We start from the raw sequence: 19075 nt of genomic DNA on the forward strand, positions 1-19075 counted from the left end.
GGCAGTCGTGGGCCTCTCACCGGAGCAGATAGGGCATGTTGACCGTGACGGCTCCGGTGGGACAGCGGGCCGCGCACGGGCCGCAGTACCAGCACTCGTCGACGTGCATGTAGGCCTTGCCGTTGCTCTCGTCGATGGCGAGGGAGTCCAGCGGGCACATGTCCACGCAGAGCGTGCAGCCGTCGATGCACTTCGACTCGTCGATGGTCACGGGCACGTCGGCCCGCTGGGGCGCCAAGGGCATGGCTGTCTCCGGGGAACAGGGCTGGGAGGGGCTTAGCGGGAGCGGTGCAGGAGGCCGCTCATGGTGATGCGGTCGCCGCGGAAGCGGATGAACTCCAGGTCGACGGGGCGGCCGTCGGCGAGGTGGGTGAGCCGTTCCAGCATCAGGACGGCCGCGCCGCGCGGGGCCTGGAGCACGGCTGCGGAGTGGGCGTCCGCGTTCACCGCCTCCAGGGTGATCTCGGCATGGCCCAGGGGCTGTCCGGTGATCGACTCCAGGAGCCTGAAGACGTCGTTGTTCTCCAGGTCGGCGCCGAGGAGGGCGGTGCCGATGTCGAGCGGGACGTAGGTGAGGTCGAGGGAGAGGGGGAGGCCGCTCAGGCGGCGCAGGCGTTCGATGTAGAGGACGTCGGCGCCGGCCGCGACACGGAGCCGTTCGGCGACGGGTGCGGGGGCTGCCGCCGGGCCCATGGTGCGGACCTCGTTGGTGACCTGGCCGTGTTCGCGGAGGGTTTCCGCGAGGCCCATCAGACGGTCGAGCCCGTGGGGGTACTTCCGGGCGACGACCACGGTGCCCACGCCGGGGAGGCGGTCCACCAGCCGTTCCGCCCGCAGCAGGTCCAGGGCCTGGCGGACGGTGTTGCGGGTGGCGGCGTAGTCGGTGGCGAGGGTGGTCTCGTGGGGCAGGGCGCCGTCCGGGAATGCGTCGGCGAGGATCTGGTGGCGCAGGAGGTCGGCGAGCTGCCGGGCCTGGTCCGCGCGCAGCCGGCGACGCGTCCGGTGGGCGGCGACCGTGGCGGCGGCTCCCTGACCGGGGTGGTCTCGGATGCGGTCGGTGGCTGGCATGGCTCGAACCCTACCCACGGGGTAGGGAATGGGGTGTTGCGGGATTGTTGCGCCACCTCGGATTCCCCCGCGCACACCCTTGAACTGCGCTTTCGCCCTGTGAGGGGGAGAGATCTGCCACCGGGGCGCGGACCGTGGATCCGCTCGGTGACCCGGCTAGCCGAGCGCCGTCAGTCCCGGCGCGAACGTGATCAGCAGGGGCAGCAGGGGGACCAGCGCGGCGGCCGTCGTCGTCAGTGCCCGCTGGCTGCGCAGCAGTCGTGGGGGCGGTTCCAGCAGCCGGTCGACCCGCTCGCCCAGGAGGCGTCGGCTGGACGCGCAGGACAGGACCCCGCGGTGCTGGTTCAGTTCGATCAGGGCCAGCGCGGTCGTGAGGTGGCCGCAGCGACGGGACGCCGTGTCGTCCGCGGCGAGCTCGACGAGCCGGTGGGTCTGGTCGCAGAAGTGGGAGAAGAGCGGCACACGCGGGAAGCCCGTGGCGAGCGCGGTGGACAGGTGGAGCAGCCAGTCGTGGTGGGCGCGGGCATGGCCCCGTTCGTGGGTGAGCACCGCGTCGAGCTGGTGGTCGGTGAGGCGGTGCAGCGCGCCCGTCGTCACGACCAGCTGGGGCGGATGGCCCGGCATCCACCAGGCGTCCGGGTACTCGTCCTCCAGCACCAGCATCGGCCCGCGCGCCGCCGGCAGCCCCGCCGGGAGATCCGGCGCCCGCTCCTGCAGGTGTGCCCGGGTGCGGTCGCGGCGGCGCCGGGCCTCGACCAGCTCCCGGGCGAGCATCGCCGTCGTCCATGCGGCCCCGCACGCCAGCAGCACCGTGAGGGCGACCGCCCACAGGGGCGCGACGGAGAGGTCGTACGCCGCCGTGACCGCCGGCGGGGCGGGTGCGAACACCCGGTCGCGCACGGTGTGGAAGACCGCCGCCGCGCCCAGGGTCAGCGCGGCCAGACAGCACAGCAGCACGGTGGCGACCAGGCACTGCCACACCCACAGCGCGACCACCGGTTCCCGCTCGGGCCACAGGGCCCGCACCAGCGCGCGCGGCACGGGCACCGCGGCCGTCAGGGCGACGACGCTCAGCAGGAGCAGGCAGACGGTCATGCCGGGGCTCCCTTTCCCGATCGGAGAGGCGTGCGGGGGCGGGTGGTGCGAGGCGGTGCGCCGGTGCGCGACGAAGCGCTCGTGCCGGCGCACCGCACAGTGCGTGCGCCGTTGCCCGGCATGGCGCGCGCGGGCGCATCGCACAGTACGTGTGACGCCAGTATGACGGTGCCGGACGCCGTGAGGCAGGTCCCGGCGGCGATCCGGGCGCCGGTCCTGCCCACCGGGTACGGCGCGTCCGCCCCCGCTCCCTGCCGTCCCGCCGGCCGCCTCTCACCCCGCCACGATCCGCCCGCTGACCTCCCCGAGCCCCACCCGGCCGCCGCCCGGTCCCGGGGCCCACGCGGACAGCGTCACCGTGTCACCGTCCTCCAGGTACGTCCGCTTGCCGTCGGCGAGTTCGAGCGGATCGCGTCCGTTCCACGTCAGCTCCAGCAGCGAGCCGAGCTGCCCGGGCTCCGGCCCGCTCACCGTTCCGGAGCCGTACAGGTCGCCGGTGCGCAGCGAGGCGCCGTTGACGGTCAGGTGGGCGAGCTGCTGGGCGGCCGTCCAGTACATGGTGGAGAACGGCGGCTCGGACACCACCTGCCCGTTGACCGCGATCGAGATCCGCAGGTCGTACCCCGCGGGCTCCTCCGTGGAGTCGTCGAGGTACGGCAGCAGCGGATGCGTCCGCCGGGGCGGCGCGACCCGGGCCTCGTCGAGCGCCTCCAGCGGGGTGATCCACGCCGAGACCGAGGTGGCGAACGACTTGCCGAGGAACGGGCCGAGCGGGGCGTACTCCCAGGCCTGGATGTCCCGCGCGGACCAGTCGTTCAGCAGGCAGAGGCCGAACACGTGGTCCCTGAAGTCGTCCAGGGCCACGGGCCTTCCCTGCTCGGACGGGGCGCCGACGACGAAGCCGACCTCGGCCTCGATGTCCAGGCGCACCGACGGTCCGAACACCGGCGCCTGGTCCGCGGGGGACTTCCGCTGCCCCGACGGCCGTACGACGTCCGTCCCCGACACCACCACCGTGCCCGCGCGGCCGTGGTAACCGATCGGCAGGTGCTTCCAGTTGGGGGTGAGGGGCTCGGCGGCGTCGGGGCGGAAGATGCGGCCGGCGTTGCGGGCGTGGTTCTCGGAGGCGTAGAAGTCGACGTAGTCGGCGACCTCGAAGGGCAGGTGCAGGGCCACCTCGGACAGCGGGTGGAAGAGGGGTTCGAGCACCTCGCGGTGCGCGGGCACGGTCACCCAGGCGGTCAGCGCCCGCCGTACGTCCGACCAGGTGGTGCGGCCCGCGGCCAGCAGCGGGTTGAGGGTGGGCCGGGCGAGCAGGGAGCCGTACGGGGAGCCGAGCGCGAGGGCCGCGGCGCCGGCGTCGAGTACGTGGTCACCGAGGCGGACGCCGACCCTCCGTTCCGTGCCCTCGGGGGTCGAGAACACGCCATACGGAAGGTTGTTCGGGCCGAAGGGGTCGCCCTCGGGGACCTCGAAGGGGGGCAAGGGGGGCATGGGGTGACTGCCTCGCTCTCATCCGGCCGCGCGGGGTCGTCCGATGTGACGACGTCACTCCGGCGTCGCGCGGCATTCCAGGTGGTCGCGCCACACGTTACGGGTGAGTCGACTGTCGTGGCAGTGTCTAAAGAGTTCGCAATGTCCTAATAGCCCTTGTCGGAGGGGGCAATTCCGGCTTAGCGTCCTTTGGGGGACACGGACGGGGTGGATCCGGTCCGTAGAGGGGGACACGTGGGGGGACCCGTGGCCAGGAACACCGTCGGCGTGCCGTTCGAGGCGGACCGCGACGTGCCCGGCCTGATCGTCAAGTTCGGCGACTATCCGCTGCATCACGGCGGGGTCGGCGCCATTCGCAGCCTGGGGCGCCTCGGCGTGCCCATGTACGCGATCACGGAGGATCCGTACACACCGGCGGCCTCGTCCCGTTATCTCAGACGGGCGTTCGTGTGGCCGACGACAGGTGCCGAGGAACCGGAGCGTCTCGTCGAGGGACTGCTGCGGATAGGCCGCCGCATCGGACGGCCGACCGTGCTGATCCCCACCGACGAGGAGGCCGCCGTCCTCATCGCCGAGAACCAGGACGCGCTCGGCGACCGTTTCCTCTTCCCGCGCGTGGACCCCGCGCTGCCCCGCCGCCTGGCGAGCAAGCAGGGCCTGCACGAACTGTGCGTGGAACACGGCATCCCGAGCCCCACAGCCGCCTTCCCGCAGTCGTACGACGAGATCGTCGACTTCGCGGAGAAGGCCCGCTTCCCGATCGTGGCCAAGAACCGCGAGGCGTTCGTCCGCCGCGCGCAACCCGCCGTCAACGGCACGACGCGGATCGCCACCCGGGAGGGACTGCTCACGCTCGCCCGTGACTGGGGCACCCGTCCGGGTGTCATCCTCCAGGAGTACCTGCCGAGGGAGGAGGCCGAGGACTGGATCGTGCACGCCTACTTCGACGCCGACTCCGTCCCGCGCGCCCTGTTCACCGGCGTCAAGGTCCGCTCCTGGCCGCCGCACGCCGGAATGACCGCGAACGCCTACGTCGTCGACAACCCGGAACTCGCCGACCTCGCCGCGCGTTTCATCAAACAGATCGGCTTCACCGGCGTCATCGACCTCGACCTGCGCTTCGACCGGCGCGACGGCCGCTACAAGCTGCTCGACTTCAACCCGCGCATGGGCGCCCAGTTCCGGCTCTTCGAGAGCGAGTCGGGGGTGGACGTCGTCCGCGCCATGCACCTGGACCTGACCGGGCGCCGCGTTCCGGAGGGGGAACAGCGCGCCGGCCACCGGTACGTCGTGGAGAACATCGACCTGCCCGCCCTCCTCGCCTACCGCCGCAGCGGCTACACGACGCCGCACGCTCCGGCGCGGCCGAGCGGCACCGAGCTGGCCTGGCTGGCGGGTGACGACCCGCTGCCGTTCGTCACGATGCTCGCCCGCTTCGTGCGTCCGGGCGCGAAGCACCTGTACCAGCTGTGGCGCACCAACCGCCGCGGCTCGGGCACCTCCACGAAGTAGGCACCGCGTCTCCTGGGGAGGGACTTCGTGATCCAACCGGCAGCAGTCATCGGCGCCGGGCCGTTCGGCCTGTCCACCGCCGCCCACCTGCGGGCGCGCGGCATCCCCGTCCGGGTCTTCGGCGACCCCATGGTCAGCTGGCGCGACCACATGCCCGCCGGGATGATCCTGAAGTCCACCCCGGCCGCCTCCGGCCTCGACTGCCCGCAGCCCGGGCACACCCTCGCCGACTACTGCGACGCGGCCGGCCTCCGGCGGCTGGTCACCGACGAGGACGTCATCCCGGTGGAGACCTTCATCGGCTACGGCGAGTGGTTCCAGCAGCGGCTGGTGCCCGGACTGGAGCGGGTACGGGTGGTGTCCGTGGACCGCGGCACGGCGTCCGGGTTCCAGATCGAGCTGGACACGGGGGAGTCGTTCACCGCCCGCGCGGTCGTCGTCGCCACCGGCCTGTCGGGGCTCGCCCACCTCCCCGCGGAGCTCGCCGGGGCGGCCGCGGACGGGCCCGCCGGCCCGGTCTCGCACAGCTCCCGGCACCACGACCTCAGCCGCTTCTCCGGCCAGGAGCTGATCGTCGTCGGCGCCGGGCAGTCCGCGCTGGAGACGGCGGCGCTTGCCGCCGAGGCGGGCGCCCAGGTCCGGGTGGTGGCACGCGGCCGCGGCAGGGTCGCCTTCGGCGCCCCGCCCTGGGACCAGCCCCGGCTGCGCCCGGAGTCCCCGTTCGGCCGCGCCTGGTCCCTGTGGGCGCTCAGCTACTACCCGCACCCCTACCGCCGCCTCCCGGAGCGGACCCGCCACTACCTGGTCCGCCGGGTCCTCGGCCCGCTCGGCGCCTGGTGGCTGCGCGACCGCTTCGAGGGCAAGGTCCAGGTCCGCGAGGTCGCCGCCGTCACCGGCGCCGGAGAATCCGCCGGCGCCGCGGTACTCGCCGTCCGTACCCACGACGGCCGCATCGACCGGCTCACCGCCGACCATGTCATCGCCGCCACCGGCTACCGCGTGGACATCGCGGCCATGGACTTCCTGAGCCCAGGACTGCGCACCCGCGTCGCGGTCAGCCGCGGCGCCCCGAGACTCGGTGCCGGATACGTCTCCTCGGTACCCGGCCTCTACTTCACCGGCCTGCCCGCGGCGTCCTCGTACGGCCCGGTGATGCGGTTCGTGTGCGGGACGGAGTTCGCCTCACCGCGCCTGACCGGGCACCTGGCGGCGGCCCACGCCTGACGCCCCGTGGTCTCCGTACCGGCTACGCCTCCTCGGCCGCCCGCTGCCAGGCCAGGAACTCCTCGACCAGCCCGGGCGGGTTGGCCGCCTCTGTGGCCTCGACCTCCCAGCCCGGGCAGTACATGTCGAAGACCACCACCGGCAGCGGCCGCCCGAGGACCTTCTCGATCCGGCCCCCGGCATGCAGGTCCTGCGCGAGCCGGATGCACGCGTCGGCGAAGTGCAGCCCCAACAGCTCCCGCTCGGCGTCCAGTTCGGGATCGTCACCGTCCCCGTCGAACCAGAGTCCGAGTCGCCGGACCTCCTCGGTGTACAGCGCGCCGCCGACCGGGTCCTCGGGGCAGTTGCCGAGCGTCTCGAAGCCGTCCAGGAGCCAGCAGGCGTAGTTCCAGCGGGCCTCGCCGGGGTCCGCCGGATGTCTTTCGGCCTCGTACTGGCTCTCCGTGTTGTAGCCGATCGCCACGAAGGGTCTGCGGTCGTCGTGGTCGACCCGCCAGATACGGAACGACAGCGCGTAGATCTCCGGGCGCAACTCCGCCGGGAACCGCTCCAGCACCCCGGTCGCCGCCTCCACCAGATGCGCCCGGAACGCTCCCGCCCCCTCCGCCACCACGTCCGCCCCCGCCAGATCGGTGCCATCGACTCACCGCAAACGTAACGCGCCCCACTGACAACGCCCCATCACGGAGCGGACGGGCGTCACTTGAGGCCGAAACGCACAGTGAGTCTCAGGGGCGCGCTGTCCGTATTCTCTGATCATGGCCGCACCTTCCCCGTACGCACTCATCGCCACCGACCTGGACGGCACACTGCTGCGCGCCGACGACACGCTCTCGGACCGGTCGCTCGCCGCGCTCGCGCGGGCCGCCGCAGCCGGCGCCCGCCACCTCGTCGTGACCGGCCGCCCCGCACCCAGAGTGCGCCCGCTCCTCGACGACCTCGGCTGCACGGGGCTCGCTGTCTGCGGCCAGGGCGCGCAGCTGTACGACGCCGGCACGAACCGTCTGCTGTGGTCGGTCACCCTGGACCGGGAACTGGCGGAGACCGCGCTCGGCAAGATCGAGGCCGAGGTCGGGCAGGTGTACGCGGCCGTCGACCAGGACGGCGTGGACGGGCTCACGCTCATCGAGCCGGGCTACCTGATGCCCCACCCGACGCTGCCCGCGCTCCGCGTGGACCGGCGCGACGACCTGTGGTGCGCGCCCATCAGCAAGGTGCTGCTGCGCCACCACACCCTGTCGGACGACGAGCTGGCGGCGACCGCGCGGTCGGTGGTGGGGTCGCTGGCGACGGTCACCATGTCGGGGCCGGGGACCGTGGAACTCCAGCCGTGCGGGGTGACCAAGGCGACCGGGCTGGCGCTGGCCGCCGACCATCTGGGGCTGAGCCCGGAACAGGCCATCGCCTTCGGTGACATGCCCAACGACATCCCGATGTTCGACTGGGCGTCCTACGGGGTGGCGATGGCCAACGCCCACACCGAACTCAAGGCGGTCGCGGACGAGGTCACCAAGTCGAACGAGGACGACGGCATCGCCGTCGTCCTCGAGAGACTCTTCACCTGACGGTGTCGGCCGACGGCGTCGGTCAGTACGCGCCGAAGACGTTGTCGATCGAGCCGTACCGCGCGGCGGCGTAGTTGCAGGCGGCGGTGATGTTCGCGACCGGGTCGTAGATGTTGAACGACGTACCGGACACGTGGTACGCGTTGAACGTCGGGTCGATCACCTGGAGCAGGCCCTTGGACGGAATGCCGGCGGCCGCGTTGGAGTCCCAGAGGTTGATGGCGAGCGGGTTGCCCGAGGACTCGCGCATCACGTTGCGGTAGATGCCGTTGTAGCTGCCCGGGATGCCCTTCTGGCCCATGACCGCGAGCGACTCGCGGATCCAGCCGTCGAGGTTGTTCGGGTACCCGGCGGTCGTCGTCGTGGCCGTCGTGGTGGTGGCCGTGGTGGCCGTGGTGGCCGTGGTGGCGGAGGCGGTGGTCGCCCCGAAGATCGGCAGGGCGAGTACGGCGGCACCGGCGCCGACGACGGCGAGCGTGCGGGCGATGCGGGTGCGGCGGGGCTGGGCGGCAGCAGGCATGGCGAAGTTCCTCTCCGTCGCCTGCGAGGTGAGCTGTCGGGTTCGGGCTCGGGGAGTGTGCCCGGCCGCGCCGCCCGAAGGCGATGCGACTTCACCCCTAGCCGTTCCGGAAACGACGTCCGTCAGTGACGTCGGTCGCCCGGTCCGGCGACTTACCTGGGTCCCCCGCTCCTGCCATGCGAATGAACTCGTCGATGGGTCAAGACGGGCGGCGGCAGGATTCGGCGTCCGCCCGGCGAGCGGGAACGTATGCGAGAGCACATGTCCGGAACAAGTAGTGGATTCACACAAAGCACCTATTGACCTTGATCTGAGGCGTATGAGGTGCTTGATCCTTTGCGGCTGCCAACCCTCAACTCACCCACAGGGAAAGGAAAGGAAGCGGTGTCGCGCACCCCTTGTCGCGCCTGGGTTCGCGTGACCCACTTCACGAAACCTCAAATTATGGCGAATCGGACATGGGGGATTTGGCGGTTTCGCTTTCCCCAGGCCGGGCGAATGGTCGCCCTGTCGTCATTCGGGTGTCGAGCGGGAGGAATTTCGGCTAGAAAGGTGCGAATCAGTCATTCCGGTCACGCGTGGTCTTTGTGGAGGCGCCCTCTCCGGTCGCGTACGCCTCGCGTGATTCTGGTCACGTGGGGGCGGAACGGCTCCCCGTGTCCACCGCGAGGGCGGAACCTCCACCGTGGTGCGCGTCGTTGTCATGGGTGGCGGTGGTGTTCCGGCTGTCGTGGGGAAAGGGGGAAGGGAAGGGGTGCGTCCGGGCAGGTGACGTCGGCGGGGGAGGCGTGGGCGTTTCCGGGTGACGGGTGGCCGGGCGGTCCGCCCTCGGGTCCGGCGCCGGAGCCGGTTCGGGACACGGCTCGTGTCCCGGTTCGGGACAACTGTCGGCACATCCTGTTAAGTCAGGGGATGTCAGGTCGTATCGGCTGATCAAAAACATACCGGTCGTGATCCGATAGCGCCCATGGTGTAACCGTGGGCGCCCTCGGTGATCGAATCCTGACCGGATACGCTGACTTGAGTGATGGCAGCGACCTATCGACAAACCGTGTAAGCGCCAGTAGACACCAGCAGACAGGAGACCCCTCGTGACCGTCGTCGGGCCGTTCGGGCTGAGCGTGCGGGACCAGGCTCTGGAAGCCGATGTCCAGGCCGGATTGACGGCTGTCGAGGAAGGCTTGCTAGAGGCCACCAAGAGCGAGGTCCCGTTCATCACGGAGGCCGCCCAGCACCTCGTGCGGGCCGGCGGCAAGCGGTTCCGGCCGCTGCTCGTGATGCTCGCCGCGCAGTTCGGCGACCCCTACGCGCCCGGCGTCGTGCCGTCCGCCGTGGTCGTCGAGCTGACCCACCTCGCCACGCTCTACCACGACGACGTCATGGACGAGGCCTCCGTGCGACGCGGTGTCGACAGCGCCAACACGCGCTGGGGCAACTCCGTCGCCGTCCTCACCGGCGACTTCCTGTTCGCCCGCGCCTCGCAGATCCTCGCCGACCTCGGGCCCGAGGCGGTGCGGGTCCAGGCCCTCGCGTTCGAACGGCTGGTGACCGGCCAGATCCTGGAGACGGCCGGCCCCACGGACGGGCGCGACCACGTCGAGCACTACCTCGACGTGCTCAGCGGCAAGACCGGCTCGCTGGTGGCGGTCTCCTGCCGCTTCGGCGCGATGATGTCCGGCGCCGACGAGACGGTCGTGGACGTCCTCACCCAGTACGGTGAACGGCTCGGCGTCGCCTTCCAGCTCGCCGACGACGTCCTGGACATCACCTCCGACTCCCACGAGTCCGGGAAGACCCCGGGGACGGACCTCCGTGAGGGCGTCCCGACCCTTCCGGTGCTGCGGCTGCGGGAGCGGGCGGCCCGGCTGGGGCTCGCCGAGGACATCGCCCTGTGCGAGCTGCTGGACTCCGACCTCACCGACGACGCACGGCACGCGCAGGCCCTGGCGGCCCTGCGGACGCACCCGGCGCTCGACCACGCGCGCCGGGACGCCGTCCGGTACGCGGAGGAGGCGCGGGCCGCGCTGGCCCCGCTGCCGGAGAGCGACTCCAAGGCCGCGCTGATCGAGCTGTGCGACGCGGTGGTCCACCGGGCCGGCTGACCCTGCCCGCCTGCCCGCCTGCCCGCCTGCCCGCCTGCCCGGAGTTCGGGAATCTGCCGCGGCTCTCCCATGTGCCTGAGCCGCACGACCCCTACGGGTCGGTGGGGACACCGCGACCCCGGTGTCATACCCCAGTCGTACGCGGAGTTGGCTCCCGGGTCTGACGCTTCCGTGCCCCCGATTTGGTGAGATGGAAACCACGGAAATCACCACCACTCACTGATTTGGGTGAGAATGGCGGCTCAGGGTGGGACACGTGCGAGGACGGCCGCCGCCGACGACGGAGGTAAGGCACACATGGCACCGTACGAATCCGACGACAGCACGGCGGAAGCGCTGACCGACGACGAGTCGCGCGCCGAGCGGCGGCGCAAGGCCGCGCGATACGTGGTCCCGGTCGCGGTGATGGGGGTGGCCGCGGCCACGATCGGTCTGGTCCCCGCGCTCGCCGACTCCGGTGACCCGGACCTGCCGAAGATCACCGCGCAGGAACTCATCGACAAGATCGCCAAGTCGGACGTGCAGCAGCTGTCCGGCACCGTGAAGATCAGCACCGACCTCGGGCTGCCCGACCTCGGCGGTCTGGAGAGCAGCCTGCTGTCGGGCGCCACGCAGGGCAGCGGCGACGGCTCGTCCGCCGACCCCACCACCAAGCTCACCGAGCTGGCCTCCGGCACGCACACCCTGCGCGTGGCCGCCGACGGCCCCGAGAAGCAGAAGGTGTCGCTGCTGGAGAGCGGCGCCGAGTACAGCCTCATCCACAACGGCACGGACGTGTGGGGCTACGACAGCGAGTCCAACGAGGTCTACCACTCCACCGTCGCCGACTCCGGCAAGGCCGAGGAGCACGAGACCCCGGCCACGCCGAAGGACTTCGCCGACGAGGTCCTCAAGTCGGTCGACGACACCACCTCGGTGACCGTCGACGGCACCGCGCAGGTCGCCGGCCGTGACGCCTACCGCCTGGTCATCAAGCCCAAGCAGTCCGGTACGACGGTCGGCGCGATCAGCATCGCCGTCGACGCCAAGACCGGCACCCCGCTGAAGTTCACGCTCACCCCGTCCAGCGGCGGCGCGGCCGTCATCGACGCCGGGTACACCAAGGTCAGCTTCGCGAAGCCGGCCGCCTCGACCTTCGACTTCACCCCGCCCAAGGGCGCCAAGGTCACCGAGGACGACGGGAGCGGCAAGTCCGGCAAGTCCGGCGGAACCGGTGGGACCGGCGGGACCGACCGGTCGGACAAGGGCGGCAAGGCCTCCCGGACGCCCGGTGACGGCTCCGCGAAGGGTCTGGAGAAGGACGGCTTCGAGGTCCTCGGCAAGGGCTGGAACTCCATAGCCGTCCTCGACACCGGCAGCGGGAGCGGCCTCTCCGGCGGCTCGACCGGTTCCACCGGCTCTGCCTCCGGCGGCGACCTGAGCGGCCTCCTCGGCTCGCTCGGCGACCCGGTCTCCGGCAAGTTCGGCAAGGGCACGGTCTTCTCCACCCGGCTGATCAACGCCCTGATGACGGACGACGGCAAGGTGTACGTCGGCGCCGTGGACAAGGCCGCGCTGGTGAAGGCGGCCAACGCGGGCTGACCCGGGGCGGCACGGCTGCCCTGAGTACCCTTTGCGCACGACGAATCGAGGGAGCCGATGGACCAGCCGTCCGCCACGGAGCGGGAGCCGGAGGACCCGGGAACGGGGGACGAGCCCCCGGCGAGCCGGAGCGCCCCGGCGGACGGGAGCGCCCCGGTCGGCGGGAGCGTTATCGAGACCCGCGGCCTCACCAAGCGCTACCGCGGCGGACAGCTCGCCGTGGACGGTCTCGACCTGACCGTCCCGGCGGGCAGCGTCTTCGGCTTCCTCGGCCCGAACGGCTCCGGCAAGACCACCACCATCCGCATGCTGATGGGCCTGATCGCGCCCACCTCGGGCACCGCCCGCGTCCTGGGCCGCCCGATGCCCCGCGCCTCCCGAGCCGTACTCCCGCACGTCGGCGCCCTCATCGAGGGCCCGGCGCTGTACGGCTTCCTCTCCGGCCGCGACAACCTCGTCCGCTACGACGCCGCCGACCCGACCGCCGACCCGCGCACCCGGCGCGCCCGGGTCGAGACCGCGCTGGACCGGGTCGGGCTGACGGCCGCCGCGGCGAAGAAGGCCAAGGCCTACTCCCTCGGCATGAAGCAGCGCCTGGGCCTCGCCGCCGCGCTGCTCCAGCCCCGCAGGCTGCTCGTCCTGGACGAGCCGACCAACGGCCTCGACCCGCAGGGCATGCGGGAGATCCGCTCGCTGGTGCGGGAACTGGCCGACGACGGCACGACCGTCTTCCTCTCCTCCCACCTCCTCGACGAGATCGAGCAGGTCTGCACCCACGCGGCCGTGATGGCGCAGGGACGGCTGATCACCCAGGGCGCGGTCGCCGACCTGGCCGCCGGGGCGCGCGGCCGGCTCGTGGTGACCACCCCGGACACCGCGGACGCGGCCCGGGTACTCAAGGAACAGGGCGTCCCGGACGTCGTCGTCGCCGAGGACCGGGTGACCGGCGAGCCGCCCGAGCGCGACCTCGCCGAGGTGAACGCTGCGCTCGTCACGGCGGGCGTCCGGGTACGGGGCTTCACCCTCGAACGGGCCTCGCTCGAAGACGCGTTCGTGGCGCTGACGGGGGAGGGGTTCGATGTCGCGGGCTGAAAAGACCGAAAGGGTCGAGAAGGCCGAAAGGGCCGACGGGACCGGCAAGGCTGAAGGGACCGGCGGGACCGGCAAGGCTGAAGGGGCCGACGGGGCGGGCAGGGTTCGCACGGCGGTCGTGGAGACGGCGGCGGAACCGCAGGGCGTGGCGGTCGTACGGCCGAACCCGCTGTGGTCCCTCGGGCTGTTCCGCAGTGAGCTGGTCACCACCCTCCGGCGCTGGCGCACCCTCGCGCTGCTGGGTGTCCTTGCGGCCGTGCCGGTCCTGGTCGGCATCTCCGTGAAGATCGAGACGGGCGGCGACGGACCGGCCGGCCAGGGCGGTGGCGGGGGCCCGGCGTTCATCTCGCAGATCACCAACAACGGACTGTTCCTGGTGTTCACGGCCCTGGCCGCGACCCTGCCGTTCTTCCTGCCGATGGCCGTCGGCGTGGTGGCCGGGGACGCGATCGCCGGGGAGGCCAACGCGGGCACCCTGCGCTACCTGCTGGTCGCACCGGCGGGCCGCACCCGTCTCCTGTTCACCAAGTACGCGACGACGATGGTGTTCTGTCTGCTGGCGACCCTGGTGGTGGCCGTCTCCGCCCTCGCCGTCGGCGCGCTCCTCTTCCCGCTCGGCGATCTGACGACCATCTCCGGCACCCAGATCTCCTTCGCCGAAGGGCTCGGCCGCGCCCTGCTGATCGCCCTGGTGGTGGCGGCCTCCCTGACCGGTATCGCCGCGCTCGGCCTGTTCGTGTCCACCCTCACCAACAGCGGCATCGCGGCGATGGCGACGACCGTCGGCCTGCTCATCACCGTCCAGATCCTCGACCAGATCCCCCAGCTGCACGCGCTCCAGCCGTACTTCTTCTCCCACTACTGGCTGTCCTTCGCCGACCTGATGCGTGCCCCCGTCTACTGGGACGACCTGGTCAGGAACCTGGAGCTGCAGGCCCTGTACGCGGCGGTGTTCGGCTCGGCGGCCTGGGCGCGGTTCACGGCGAAGGACATCACCGCCTGACGGGCGCGCCGTCCCACGAGGGCGCCGCGCGGACCCGGCCCCCTTCCTGGTGCGAGGCTGTGACGTCGTGGTGACTCGGGAGCCGTGCCGAGTGGAGACACTGGACCGTACGCACGGGTACGACCGGATCGTGACGCCGGGGGAATGAGGGCCGATGTCCCGACTCAGCCGCGAGGAGAAGCGGGCAGTCCAAGCAGAGGGCTGCCCGGTGCCGGTCGACGTCCGGGTGACGGACCGCGCCGCGTCCGTGGACGGCGTACCGCTGCTCACGGGACCCGGCGAGGAACCGCAGCAGGCGGTCCTCAACCACCTCCAGCACCTCGCCCGCACCGTCGGCCGCCCCGTCCTCGCCACCGTCCACGACGTCCGCATCGGCTACGTCGTCCCGCTCCAGGTCAACCTGGACGGCTCCAGCAGCTTCACCGGCGACCCGGTACGCATGGGTACGTCGGCCGAGCCGAAGGGGGCCACGGGTGCCGGCGGGGCGGACGTACCGGCGTCGTCCGCCGCACCGGGGCGCCTGCCCGGCCGGGAGAAGCCGACCCACCCGCTCCGCGCCGTCGAGGAGCCGGCACCGGCGCCCGCACCCGTACCCGTGCCCGCAGCGGCGGCCGTGCCCGCACCGGCGCCCGTACAGGCCTCCGTGCCGGTACCAGTACCGGTACCCGCACCGGTGCGGGACGTGGCGCCGACGTTCCCCCTGCGGTCCGTGCCGGAGCCGTCGGCGCCGGGCACGGTCCGGCCGCCCACGGGAGTCTTCGGCCCGCCCCCCGTCATGAACCCACCGGCCCCCACCCCGGCCCCGGCCCCAGCCCCCGCCCCTGCTCCCGCGCCCACCCCCCTCCTGGTCCCGACCCGGGAGGAGCGCCTCCTCGACCCCGACCCGAAGCACACCCCCGCCCGCGGCTTCGACGCCGTCGCCGAGGAGGTGCTCGGGGACGAGCCCGTGACCCTGACCGCGGAGGGCGCGGCCCTGCTCACCGAACCGATGGGGCGGATCAACGAGGCGGTCCGGACGGGCCGTATCGAGGCGGCGGCCGAGCTCGCGGAGCGCACCGTCACCGAGGCCTCCGCGACCCTCGGCACCGAACACCCCGAGGTCCTGCACCTGCGGGAGCTGACCGCCTACATCGCCTACCTGGCGGGCGACCCGCTGCACGCCTTCCACCTCTCCATGGACCTGGCCCGGCAGCGCCGCGACGCGCGGGACGCCGAGGGCGCGTACGGCAACGTGCGCAGCGCGGCAACCGCCTGGCGCGCGGTGCGCGATCCGGAGCACGGGCTGCGCCTCGGCCGCGACCTGATCGACCTGTGGACGTACCTCACCACGGAGGAGGGCCCGGCGGCCGACGACCTCGACGAGCTGGAGTCGGCCCACGCCCGGATGGTCAGGCTCACGGACCGCGCCCGCCGCGCGGCGGGGAGTGCCTGAGCGGCCCCGGCCGGGAACGCGGACACCCGCAGGCTCCCCGGCGGGCGGCTACTGCACGCAGAACTCGTTGCCCTCCGGGTCGGCCATCACGGTCCACGCGCCGGCCGGCTCGGACACGTGCCGCACCACGGTCGCGCCCAGCGCCTCCAGACGTGCCACCTCGTCCGCGCGCTCGCCCTCCCCGGCCCGCAGATCGATGTGGAGCCGGTTCTTGCCGGACTTCGCCTCCGGCACCCGCTGGAACAGCAGCCGCCGCCCGAGCCCGAGCCCGCGCTCCTCGTCGTACGGATCGTCCGGATGCCGTACGGCGATCAGGTCCCGGAAGGCCGCGCGGCCGTGGTACTCGACCGTGGCCGCACCGGGCAGCGCGCCCAGCTCCAGCAGGCGTTCCACGAACGCGCTGTTGTCCTCGGCCACGTAGTGCAGCGCGGCGGCCCAGAAGTCGGCCTGGCCGTGCGGATCGCGGGCGTCGACGACGAGCTTCCAGTGCAGGGGTGCGGGCGTCTGCGTCATGCCGCCCACTTATAGCCGACGGGCGTCGGCCTCACACCTGGCTTGCGGGAGTCTCGGCGACCGCGGGCCGGGGCACCTCCGCCGCCGCCGCGAGCGCCCGCGCACCCCGGCGCGCGTTGCGCAGCGCGTCCCAGGTGAGCAGGGAGAGGGCGAGCCAGACCAGCGTGAAGCCGGCCCAGCGTTCGGCGGGCATGGCCTCGTGGAAGTAGACGACGCCCAGCAGGAACTGGAAGACCGGCGCGAGGTACTGCAACAGCCCCAGCGTGGAGAGCGGGACCCGGATCGCGGCGGCGCCGAAGCAGACCAGCGGCACGGCGGTGACGATGCCGGTGGAGGCCAGCAGGGCCGCGTGGCCGGCGCCGTCGCCGAGGAAGCTGGACTCGCCGTGGGCGGCCAGCCACAGCAGATAGCCGAGCGCGGGCAGGAACTGGATGGCGGTCTCCGCCGCGAGTGACTCCACGCCGCCGAGGTTGACCTTCTTCTTGACGAGACCGTAGGTGGCGAAGGAGAAGGCGAGGGTGAGGGAGATCCACGGCGGCTGCCCGTAGCCGACGGTCAGGACGACCACGGCGGCGAGGCCGATGCCGACCGCCGCCCACTGGGCGGGCCGCAGCCGCTCCTTGAGCAGCAGGACGCCCATGGCGATGGTGACCAGGGGGTTGATGAAGTAGCCCAGCGAGGCCTCGACCACGTGTCCGGCGTTCACGGACCAGATGTAGACGCCCCAGTTGACCGTGATCACGGCGGCGGCGACCGCCACCAGCGCCAGCCGGCGCGGCTGCCGCAGCAGCTCACCGGCCCACGCCCAGCGCCGTACGAAGGCCAGCGCGACGGCGACGAAGGCCAGGGACCACACCATCCGGTGGGCCAGGATCTCCACCGACCCGGCGGGCTTCAGGAGCGGCCAGAAGAGGGGCACCAGGCCCCACATCCCGTAGGCCGCGACGCCGTTCAGCAGCCCCGCGCGCTGTTCACCCTTCGATATCTCGGCCACCGGCCCTCCTCGTCCCCTGAGTCAGTACATCTGGACGAAGGTAGCGCCGGAAACCCCCGCCTGTCATGGCCGTATCGGAATACGGTCATGACAGGCGGGGGTGGGTCCGGGGCTGGGCCCGTTCGGGCGGGTCAGCCCTTGAGCGCGGCGGTGACGGCCTCGGAGATCGGCGTGGTCGGGCGGCCGGTCAGGCGGGAGAGGTCGCCCGAGTCGACGACCAGCTCGCCCTTGGCGATCGACGCGTCGACGTCGACCAGGATGGCGGCGAACATCTCGGGCACGCCGGCGCCGGTGAGGATGCCCTGGAGCACCTCGCCGGGCACGGAGTTGTAGGCGATCTCCTTGCCGGTCTGCCCGGCGATCTCGGCCGCGTACTCGGCGAAGCTCCAGGCGACGTCGCCGCCCAGCTCGTACGTCTTGCTCTCGTGGCCCTCGCCGGTCAGCACGGCGACCGCGGCGGCCGCGTAGTCGGCGCGGGAGGCGGAGGAGACCCGGCCCTCACCGGCGGCGGCGACGACCGCGTTGTGCTCCAGTACGGGGGCGAGGTTCTCGGTGTAGTTCTCGTGGTACCAGCCGTTGCGCAGCAGGGTGTGGGGCAGGCCGGAGGCGAGCAGCAGCTCCTCGGTGGCGCGGTGGTCGTCCACCAGCGACGCCTTCAGGCTGCCCGGGGCGCTGGTGTACGCCAGCAGGGCCACACCGGCCGCCTTGGCGGCGTCGATGACGACCTTGTGCTGGGCGGGGCGGCCCTTGTCGAACTCGTTGCCGGAGATCAGCAGCACCTTGTCGCCGGCGGCGAAGAGGCCGTCGAAGGTCTCGGGGGCGTTGTAGTCCGCGACGGCGATCTTCACGCCCTCGGCGGCGAAGTCGGCGGCCTTGGCCTCGTCGCGCACGACGGCGGTGATCTGCTCGGCCGGGACCTTCTCCAGCAGCTGCGTCACGACGTGACGGCCGAGATGTCCGGTGGCTCCGGTGACAACGATGCTCATGGTGTGCGATCTCCTTGTGGGGTTCCGTTGGCACTAACGCTAGAGCGTGCGCTAACCAAAGGAAAGTACCCACTTTGAAGTAAGGTACTGGCATGACCGTAAGTACCTCTGAGGTGCCTGCCCCCGCGACCGGCCCGAGCACGGTGAAGTACGTCGTCGGCGACACCATGTGCCCCTACCGCCTCGTCCTGGAGCACGTCACCAGCCGCTGGGGCGTCCTGGTCCTGATCGAGCTCCTCGACCGGCCCCTCCGCTTCAGCGAGCTGCGCCGCGCGATCGGCCGGGTCAGCGAGAAGATGCTCACCCAGACCCTCCAGACCCTCGAACGCGACGGCCTCGTCCACCGCGACGCCAAGCCGGTCATCCCGCCCCGCGTGGACTACTCCCTCACCGACCTCGGCCGCGAGGCGGCCCGTCAGGTGCGCGACCTCGCCCTGTGGACCGAGCGGCGCATGGCCGACGTGGAACGGGCCCGCGAGGAGTACGACGCCAGGAAGAAGGCCTGACGCAAGGCCTGAGCAAGGCCTGACGGAAGGTCCGACGGGGAGGGGGACCCGGACTTGTACGGCGTCCGGGTCCTGCTCACGGTTGTTGACGGCCGGTTCAGCCGACGACGGTCCAGGTGTCCTTGCCGGCGAGGAGTGCGGCCAGGTCGCCCTGGCCCTGTTCCCGGACGGCGGTGTCGAGTTGTTCGCTCATCTCCGTGTCGTAGACCGGGCGGGTGACGGAGCGGAAGACGCCGATGGGGGTGTTGCGGAGGGTGTCGGGGTCGGCGAGCCGGGACAGGGCGAAGGCTGTGGTGGGGGAGGCGGTGTGGGCGTCGTGGACCACGATCTGTGCCTCGTTGTCCGGGGTGACGTCGACCACTGTCAGGTCGCCGGTCTGCGGGTCGCG

General features: G+C 72.1%; 18 protein-coding genes, 1 pseudogene and 1 riboswitch. Of the genes and pseudogenes, 9 read left to right on the top strand and 10 right to left on the bottom strand.

Annotation, left to right across the window (positions count from 1 at the left end):
- Nucleotides 1-16: 16 nt before the first annotated feature.
- The 4 genes from ACZ619_RS40910 to fahA all read right to left on the bottom strand — a co-directional run bounded on the left by ACZ619_RS40910 (nt 17) and on the right by fahA (nt 3648).
- Nucleotides 17-244 (bottom strand): 4Fe-4S dicluster domain-containing protein, encoded by a 228-nt coding sequence (locus ACZ619_RS40910; RefSeq protein WP_010986276.1) that lies wholly within the window; start codon nt 242-244, stop codon nt 17-19.
- 32 nt (nt 245-276) lie between these two features.
- Nucleotides 277-1068 carry a GntR family transcriptional regulator gene (locus ACZ619_RS40915; RefSeq protein ID WP_469610575.1) on the bottom strand — a complete coding sequence of 264 codons (792 nt, stop codon included), beginning with the start codon at nt 1066-1068 and terminating at the stop codon, nt 277-279.
- A gap of 156 nt (nt 1069-1224) precedes the next feature.
- Nucleotides 1225-2163: a M56 family metallopeptidase gene (locus ACZ619_RS40920; protein ID WP_469610577.1), complete on the bottom strand. Its 939-nt coding sequence runs from the start codon at nt 2161-2163 to the stop codon at nt 1225-1227.
- Between the two features lie 273 nt (nt 2164-2436).
- A complete protein-coding gene (gene fahA / locus ACZ619_RS40925; protein WP_469610615.1) occupies nt 2437-3648 on the bottom strand; it encodes a fumarylacetoacetase in 1212 nt (403 codons plus the stop codon).
- Between the two features lie 276 nt (nt 3649-3924).
- On the opposite strand from fahA, the gene ACZ619_RS40930 reads away from it, so the two are divergent.
- Complete coding sequence (locus tag ACZ619_RS40930) at nt 3925-5169, top strand: carboxylate--amine ligase (RefSeq protein ID WP_469610617.1); 1245 nt, start codon at nt 3925-3927, stop codon at nt 5167-5169.
- A 27-nt stretch (nt 5170-5196) separates the two neighbouring features.
- The gene (locus ACZ619_RS40935) at nt 5197-6393 is read left to right on the top strand and encodes an FAD-dependent oxidoreductase (protein ID WP_469610579.1); all 1197 of its coding nucleotides are present in this window, start codon (nt 5197-5199) and stop codon (nt 6391-6393) included.
- A gap of 22 nt (nt 6394-6415) precedes the next feature.
- On the opposite strand, the gene ACZ619_RS40940 is transcribed toward ACZ619_RS40935, so the two are convergent.
- Nucleotides 6416-7006 (bottom strand): hypothetical protein, encoded by a 591-nt coding sequence (locus ACZ619_RS40940; protein ID WP_469610582.1) that lies wholly within the window; start codon nt 7004-7006, stop codon nt 6416-6418.
- A 145-nt stretch (nt 7007-7151) separates the two neighbouring features.
- Between ACZ619_RS40940 and ACZ619_RS40945 the strand changes: the two genes are divergently transcribed.
- Nucleotides 7152-7958 carry an HAD family hydrolase gene (locus tag ACZ619_RS40945; RefSeq protein WP_469610584.1) on the top strand — a complete coding sequence of 269 codons (807 nt, stop codon included), beginning with the start codon at nt 7152-7154 and terminating at the stop codon, nt 7956-7958.
- Nucleotides 7959-7980: 22 nt separating this feature from the next.
- Here ACZ619_RS40945 and ACZ619_RS40950 read toward each other — a convergent pair whose 3' ends face one another.
- Nucleotides 7981-8478, bottom strand: a complete 498-nt coding sequence (locus ACZ619_RS40950; protein ID WP_469610586.1) for a transglycosylase SLT domain-containing protein — start codon at nt 8476-8478, stop codon at nt 7981-7983.
- A 3-nt stretch (nt 8479-8481) separates the two neighbouring features.
- Nucleotides 8482-8682, bottom strand: a riboswitch (cyclic di-AMP (ydaO/yuaA leader).
- Nucleotides 8683-9569: 887 nt separating this feature from the next.
- Between ACZ619_RS40950 and ACZ619_RS40955 the strand changes: the two genes are divergently transcribed.
- From ACZ619_RS40955 to ACZ619_RS40975, 5 genes are all read left to right on the top strand, one after another.
- The gene (locus ACZ619_RS40955; protein WP_469610588.1) at nt 9570-10580 is read left to right on the top strand and encodes a polyprenyl synthetase family protein; all 1011 of its coding nucleotides are present in this window, start codon (nt 9570-9572) and stop codon (nt 10578-10580) included.
- A gap of 297 nt (nt 10581-10877) precedes the next feature.
- Nucleotides 10878-12161, top strand: coding sequence for a LolA family protein (locus ACZ619_RS40960; RefSeq protein WP_469610590.1), 1284 nt, complete (start codon nt 10878-10880; stop codon nt 12159-12161).
- 57 nt (nt 12162-12218) lie between these two features.
- Complete coding sequence (locus ACZ619_RS40965; RefSeq protein WP_469610592.1) at nt 12219-13253, top strand: ABC transporter ATP-binding protein; 1035 nt, start codon at nt 12219-12221, stop codon at nt 13251-13253.
- Entirely contained in the window at nt 13240-14256 is a 1017-nt protein-coding gene (locus tag ACZ619_RS40970) for an ABC transporter permease (protein ID WP_469610594.1), read from the top strand. Before ACZ619_RS40965 ends, ACZ619_RS40970 begins: the two co-directional genes overlap by 14 nt.
- 154 nt (nt 14257-14410) lie before the next feature.
- Entirely contained in the window at nt 14411-15688 is a 1278-nt protein-coding gene (locus ACZ619_RS40975) for a tetratricopeptide repeat protein (protein WP_469610596.1), read from the top strand.
- Between the two features lie 48 nt (nt 15689-15736).
- Here ACZ619_RS40975 and ACZ619_RS40980 read toward each other — a convergent pair whose 3' ends face one another.
- The 3 genes from ACZ619_RS40980 to ACZ619_RS40990 all read right to left on the bottom strand — a co-directional run bounded on the left by ACZ619_RS40980 (nt 15737) and on the right by ACZ619_RS40990 (nt 18181).
- Entirely contained in the window at nt 15737-16201 is a 465-nt protein-coding gene (locus ACZ619_RS40980) for a VOC family protein (protein WP_469610598.1), read from the bottom strand.
- 31 nt (nt 16202-16232) lie between these two features.
- On the bottom strand, nt 16233-17195 hold the full coding sequence (gene rarD / locus ACZ619_RS40985; RefSeq protein ID WP_469610600.1) for an EamA family transporter RarD: 963 nt from the start codon (nt 17193-17195) through the stop codon (nt 16233-16235).
- A gap of 131 nt (nt 17196-17326) precedes the next feature.
- Nucleotides 17327-18181, bottom strand: coding sequence for an SDR family oxidoreductase (locus ACZ619_RS40990; protein ID WP_469610603.1), 855 nt, complete (start codon nt 18179-18181; stop codon nt 17327-17329).
- 92 nt (nt 18182-18273) lie between these two features.
- On the opposite strand from ACZ619_RS40990, the gene ACZ619_RS40995 reads away from it, so the two are divergent.
- Entirely contained in the window at nt 18274-18687 is a 414-nt protein-coding gene (locus tag ACZ619_RS40995; protein WP_469610605.1) for a winged helix-turn-helix transcriptional regulator, read from the top strand.
- Between the two features lie 97 nt (nt 18688-18784).
- Here ACZ619_RS40995 and ACZ619_RS41000 read toward each other — a convergent pair.
- Nucleotides 18785-19075: pseudogene (locus ACZ619_RS41000) on the bottom strand (2-oxoacid:ferredoxin oxidoreductase subunit beta); the annotation flags it as partial.

Source organism: Streptomyces sp. NPDC104367, from assembly GCF_055583825.1.

Coding starts and splice junctions, on each gene's coding strand:
- ACZ619_RS40910 (WP_010986276.1), bottom strand. CDS start 244: ATGCCCTTGGCGCCCCAGCGGGCCGACGTGCCCGTGACCATCGACGAG.
- ACZ619_RS40915 (WP_469610575.1), bottom strand. CDS start 1,068: ATGCCAGCCACCGACCGCATCCGAGACCACCCCGGTCAGGGAGCCGCC.
- ACZ619_RS40920 (WP_469610577.1), bottom strand. CDS start 2,163: ATGACCGTCTGCCTGCTCCTGCTGAGCGTCGTCGCCCTGACGGCCGCG.
- ACZ619_RS40945 (WP_469610584.1), top strand. CDS start 7,152: ATGGCCGCACCTTCCCCGTACGCACTCATCGCCACCGACCTGGACGGC.
- ACZ619_RS40950 (WP_469610586.1), bottom strand. CDS start 8,478: ATGCCTGCTGCCGCCCAGCCCCGCCGCACCCGCATCGCCCGCACGCTC.
- ACZ619_RS40960 (WP_469610590.1), top strand. CDS start 10,878: ATGGCACCGTACGAATCCGACGACAGCACGGCGGAAGCGCTGACCGAC.
- ACZ619_RS40965 (WP_469610592.1), top strand. CDS start 12,219: ATGGACCAGCCGTCCGCCACGGAGCGGGAGCCGGAGGACCCGGGAACG.
- ACZ619_RS40970 (WP_469610594.1), top strand. CDS start 13,240: ATGTCGCGGGCTGAAAAGACCGAAAGGGTCGAGAAGGCCGAAAGGGCC.
- ACZ619_RS40975 (WP_469610596.1), top strand. CDS start 14,411: ATGTCCCGACTCAGCCGCGAGGAGAAGCGGGCAGTCCAAGCAGAGGGC.
- ACZ619_RS40980 (WP_469610598.1), bottom strand. CDS start 16,201: ATGACGCAGACGCCCGCACCCCTGCACTGGAAGCTCGTCGTCGACGCC.
- ACZ619_RS40990 (WP_469610603.1), bottom strand. CDS start 18,181: ATGAGCATCGTTGTCACCGGAGCCACCGGACATCTCGGCCGTCACGTC.
- ACZ619_RS40995 (WP_469610605.1), top strand. CDS start 18,274: ATGACCGTAAGTACCTCTGAGGTGCCTGCCCCCGCGACCGGCCCGAGC.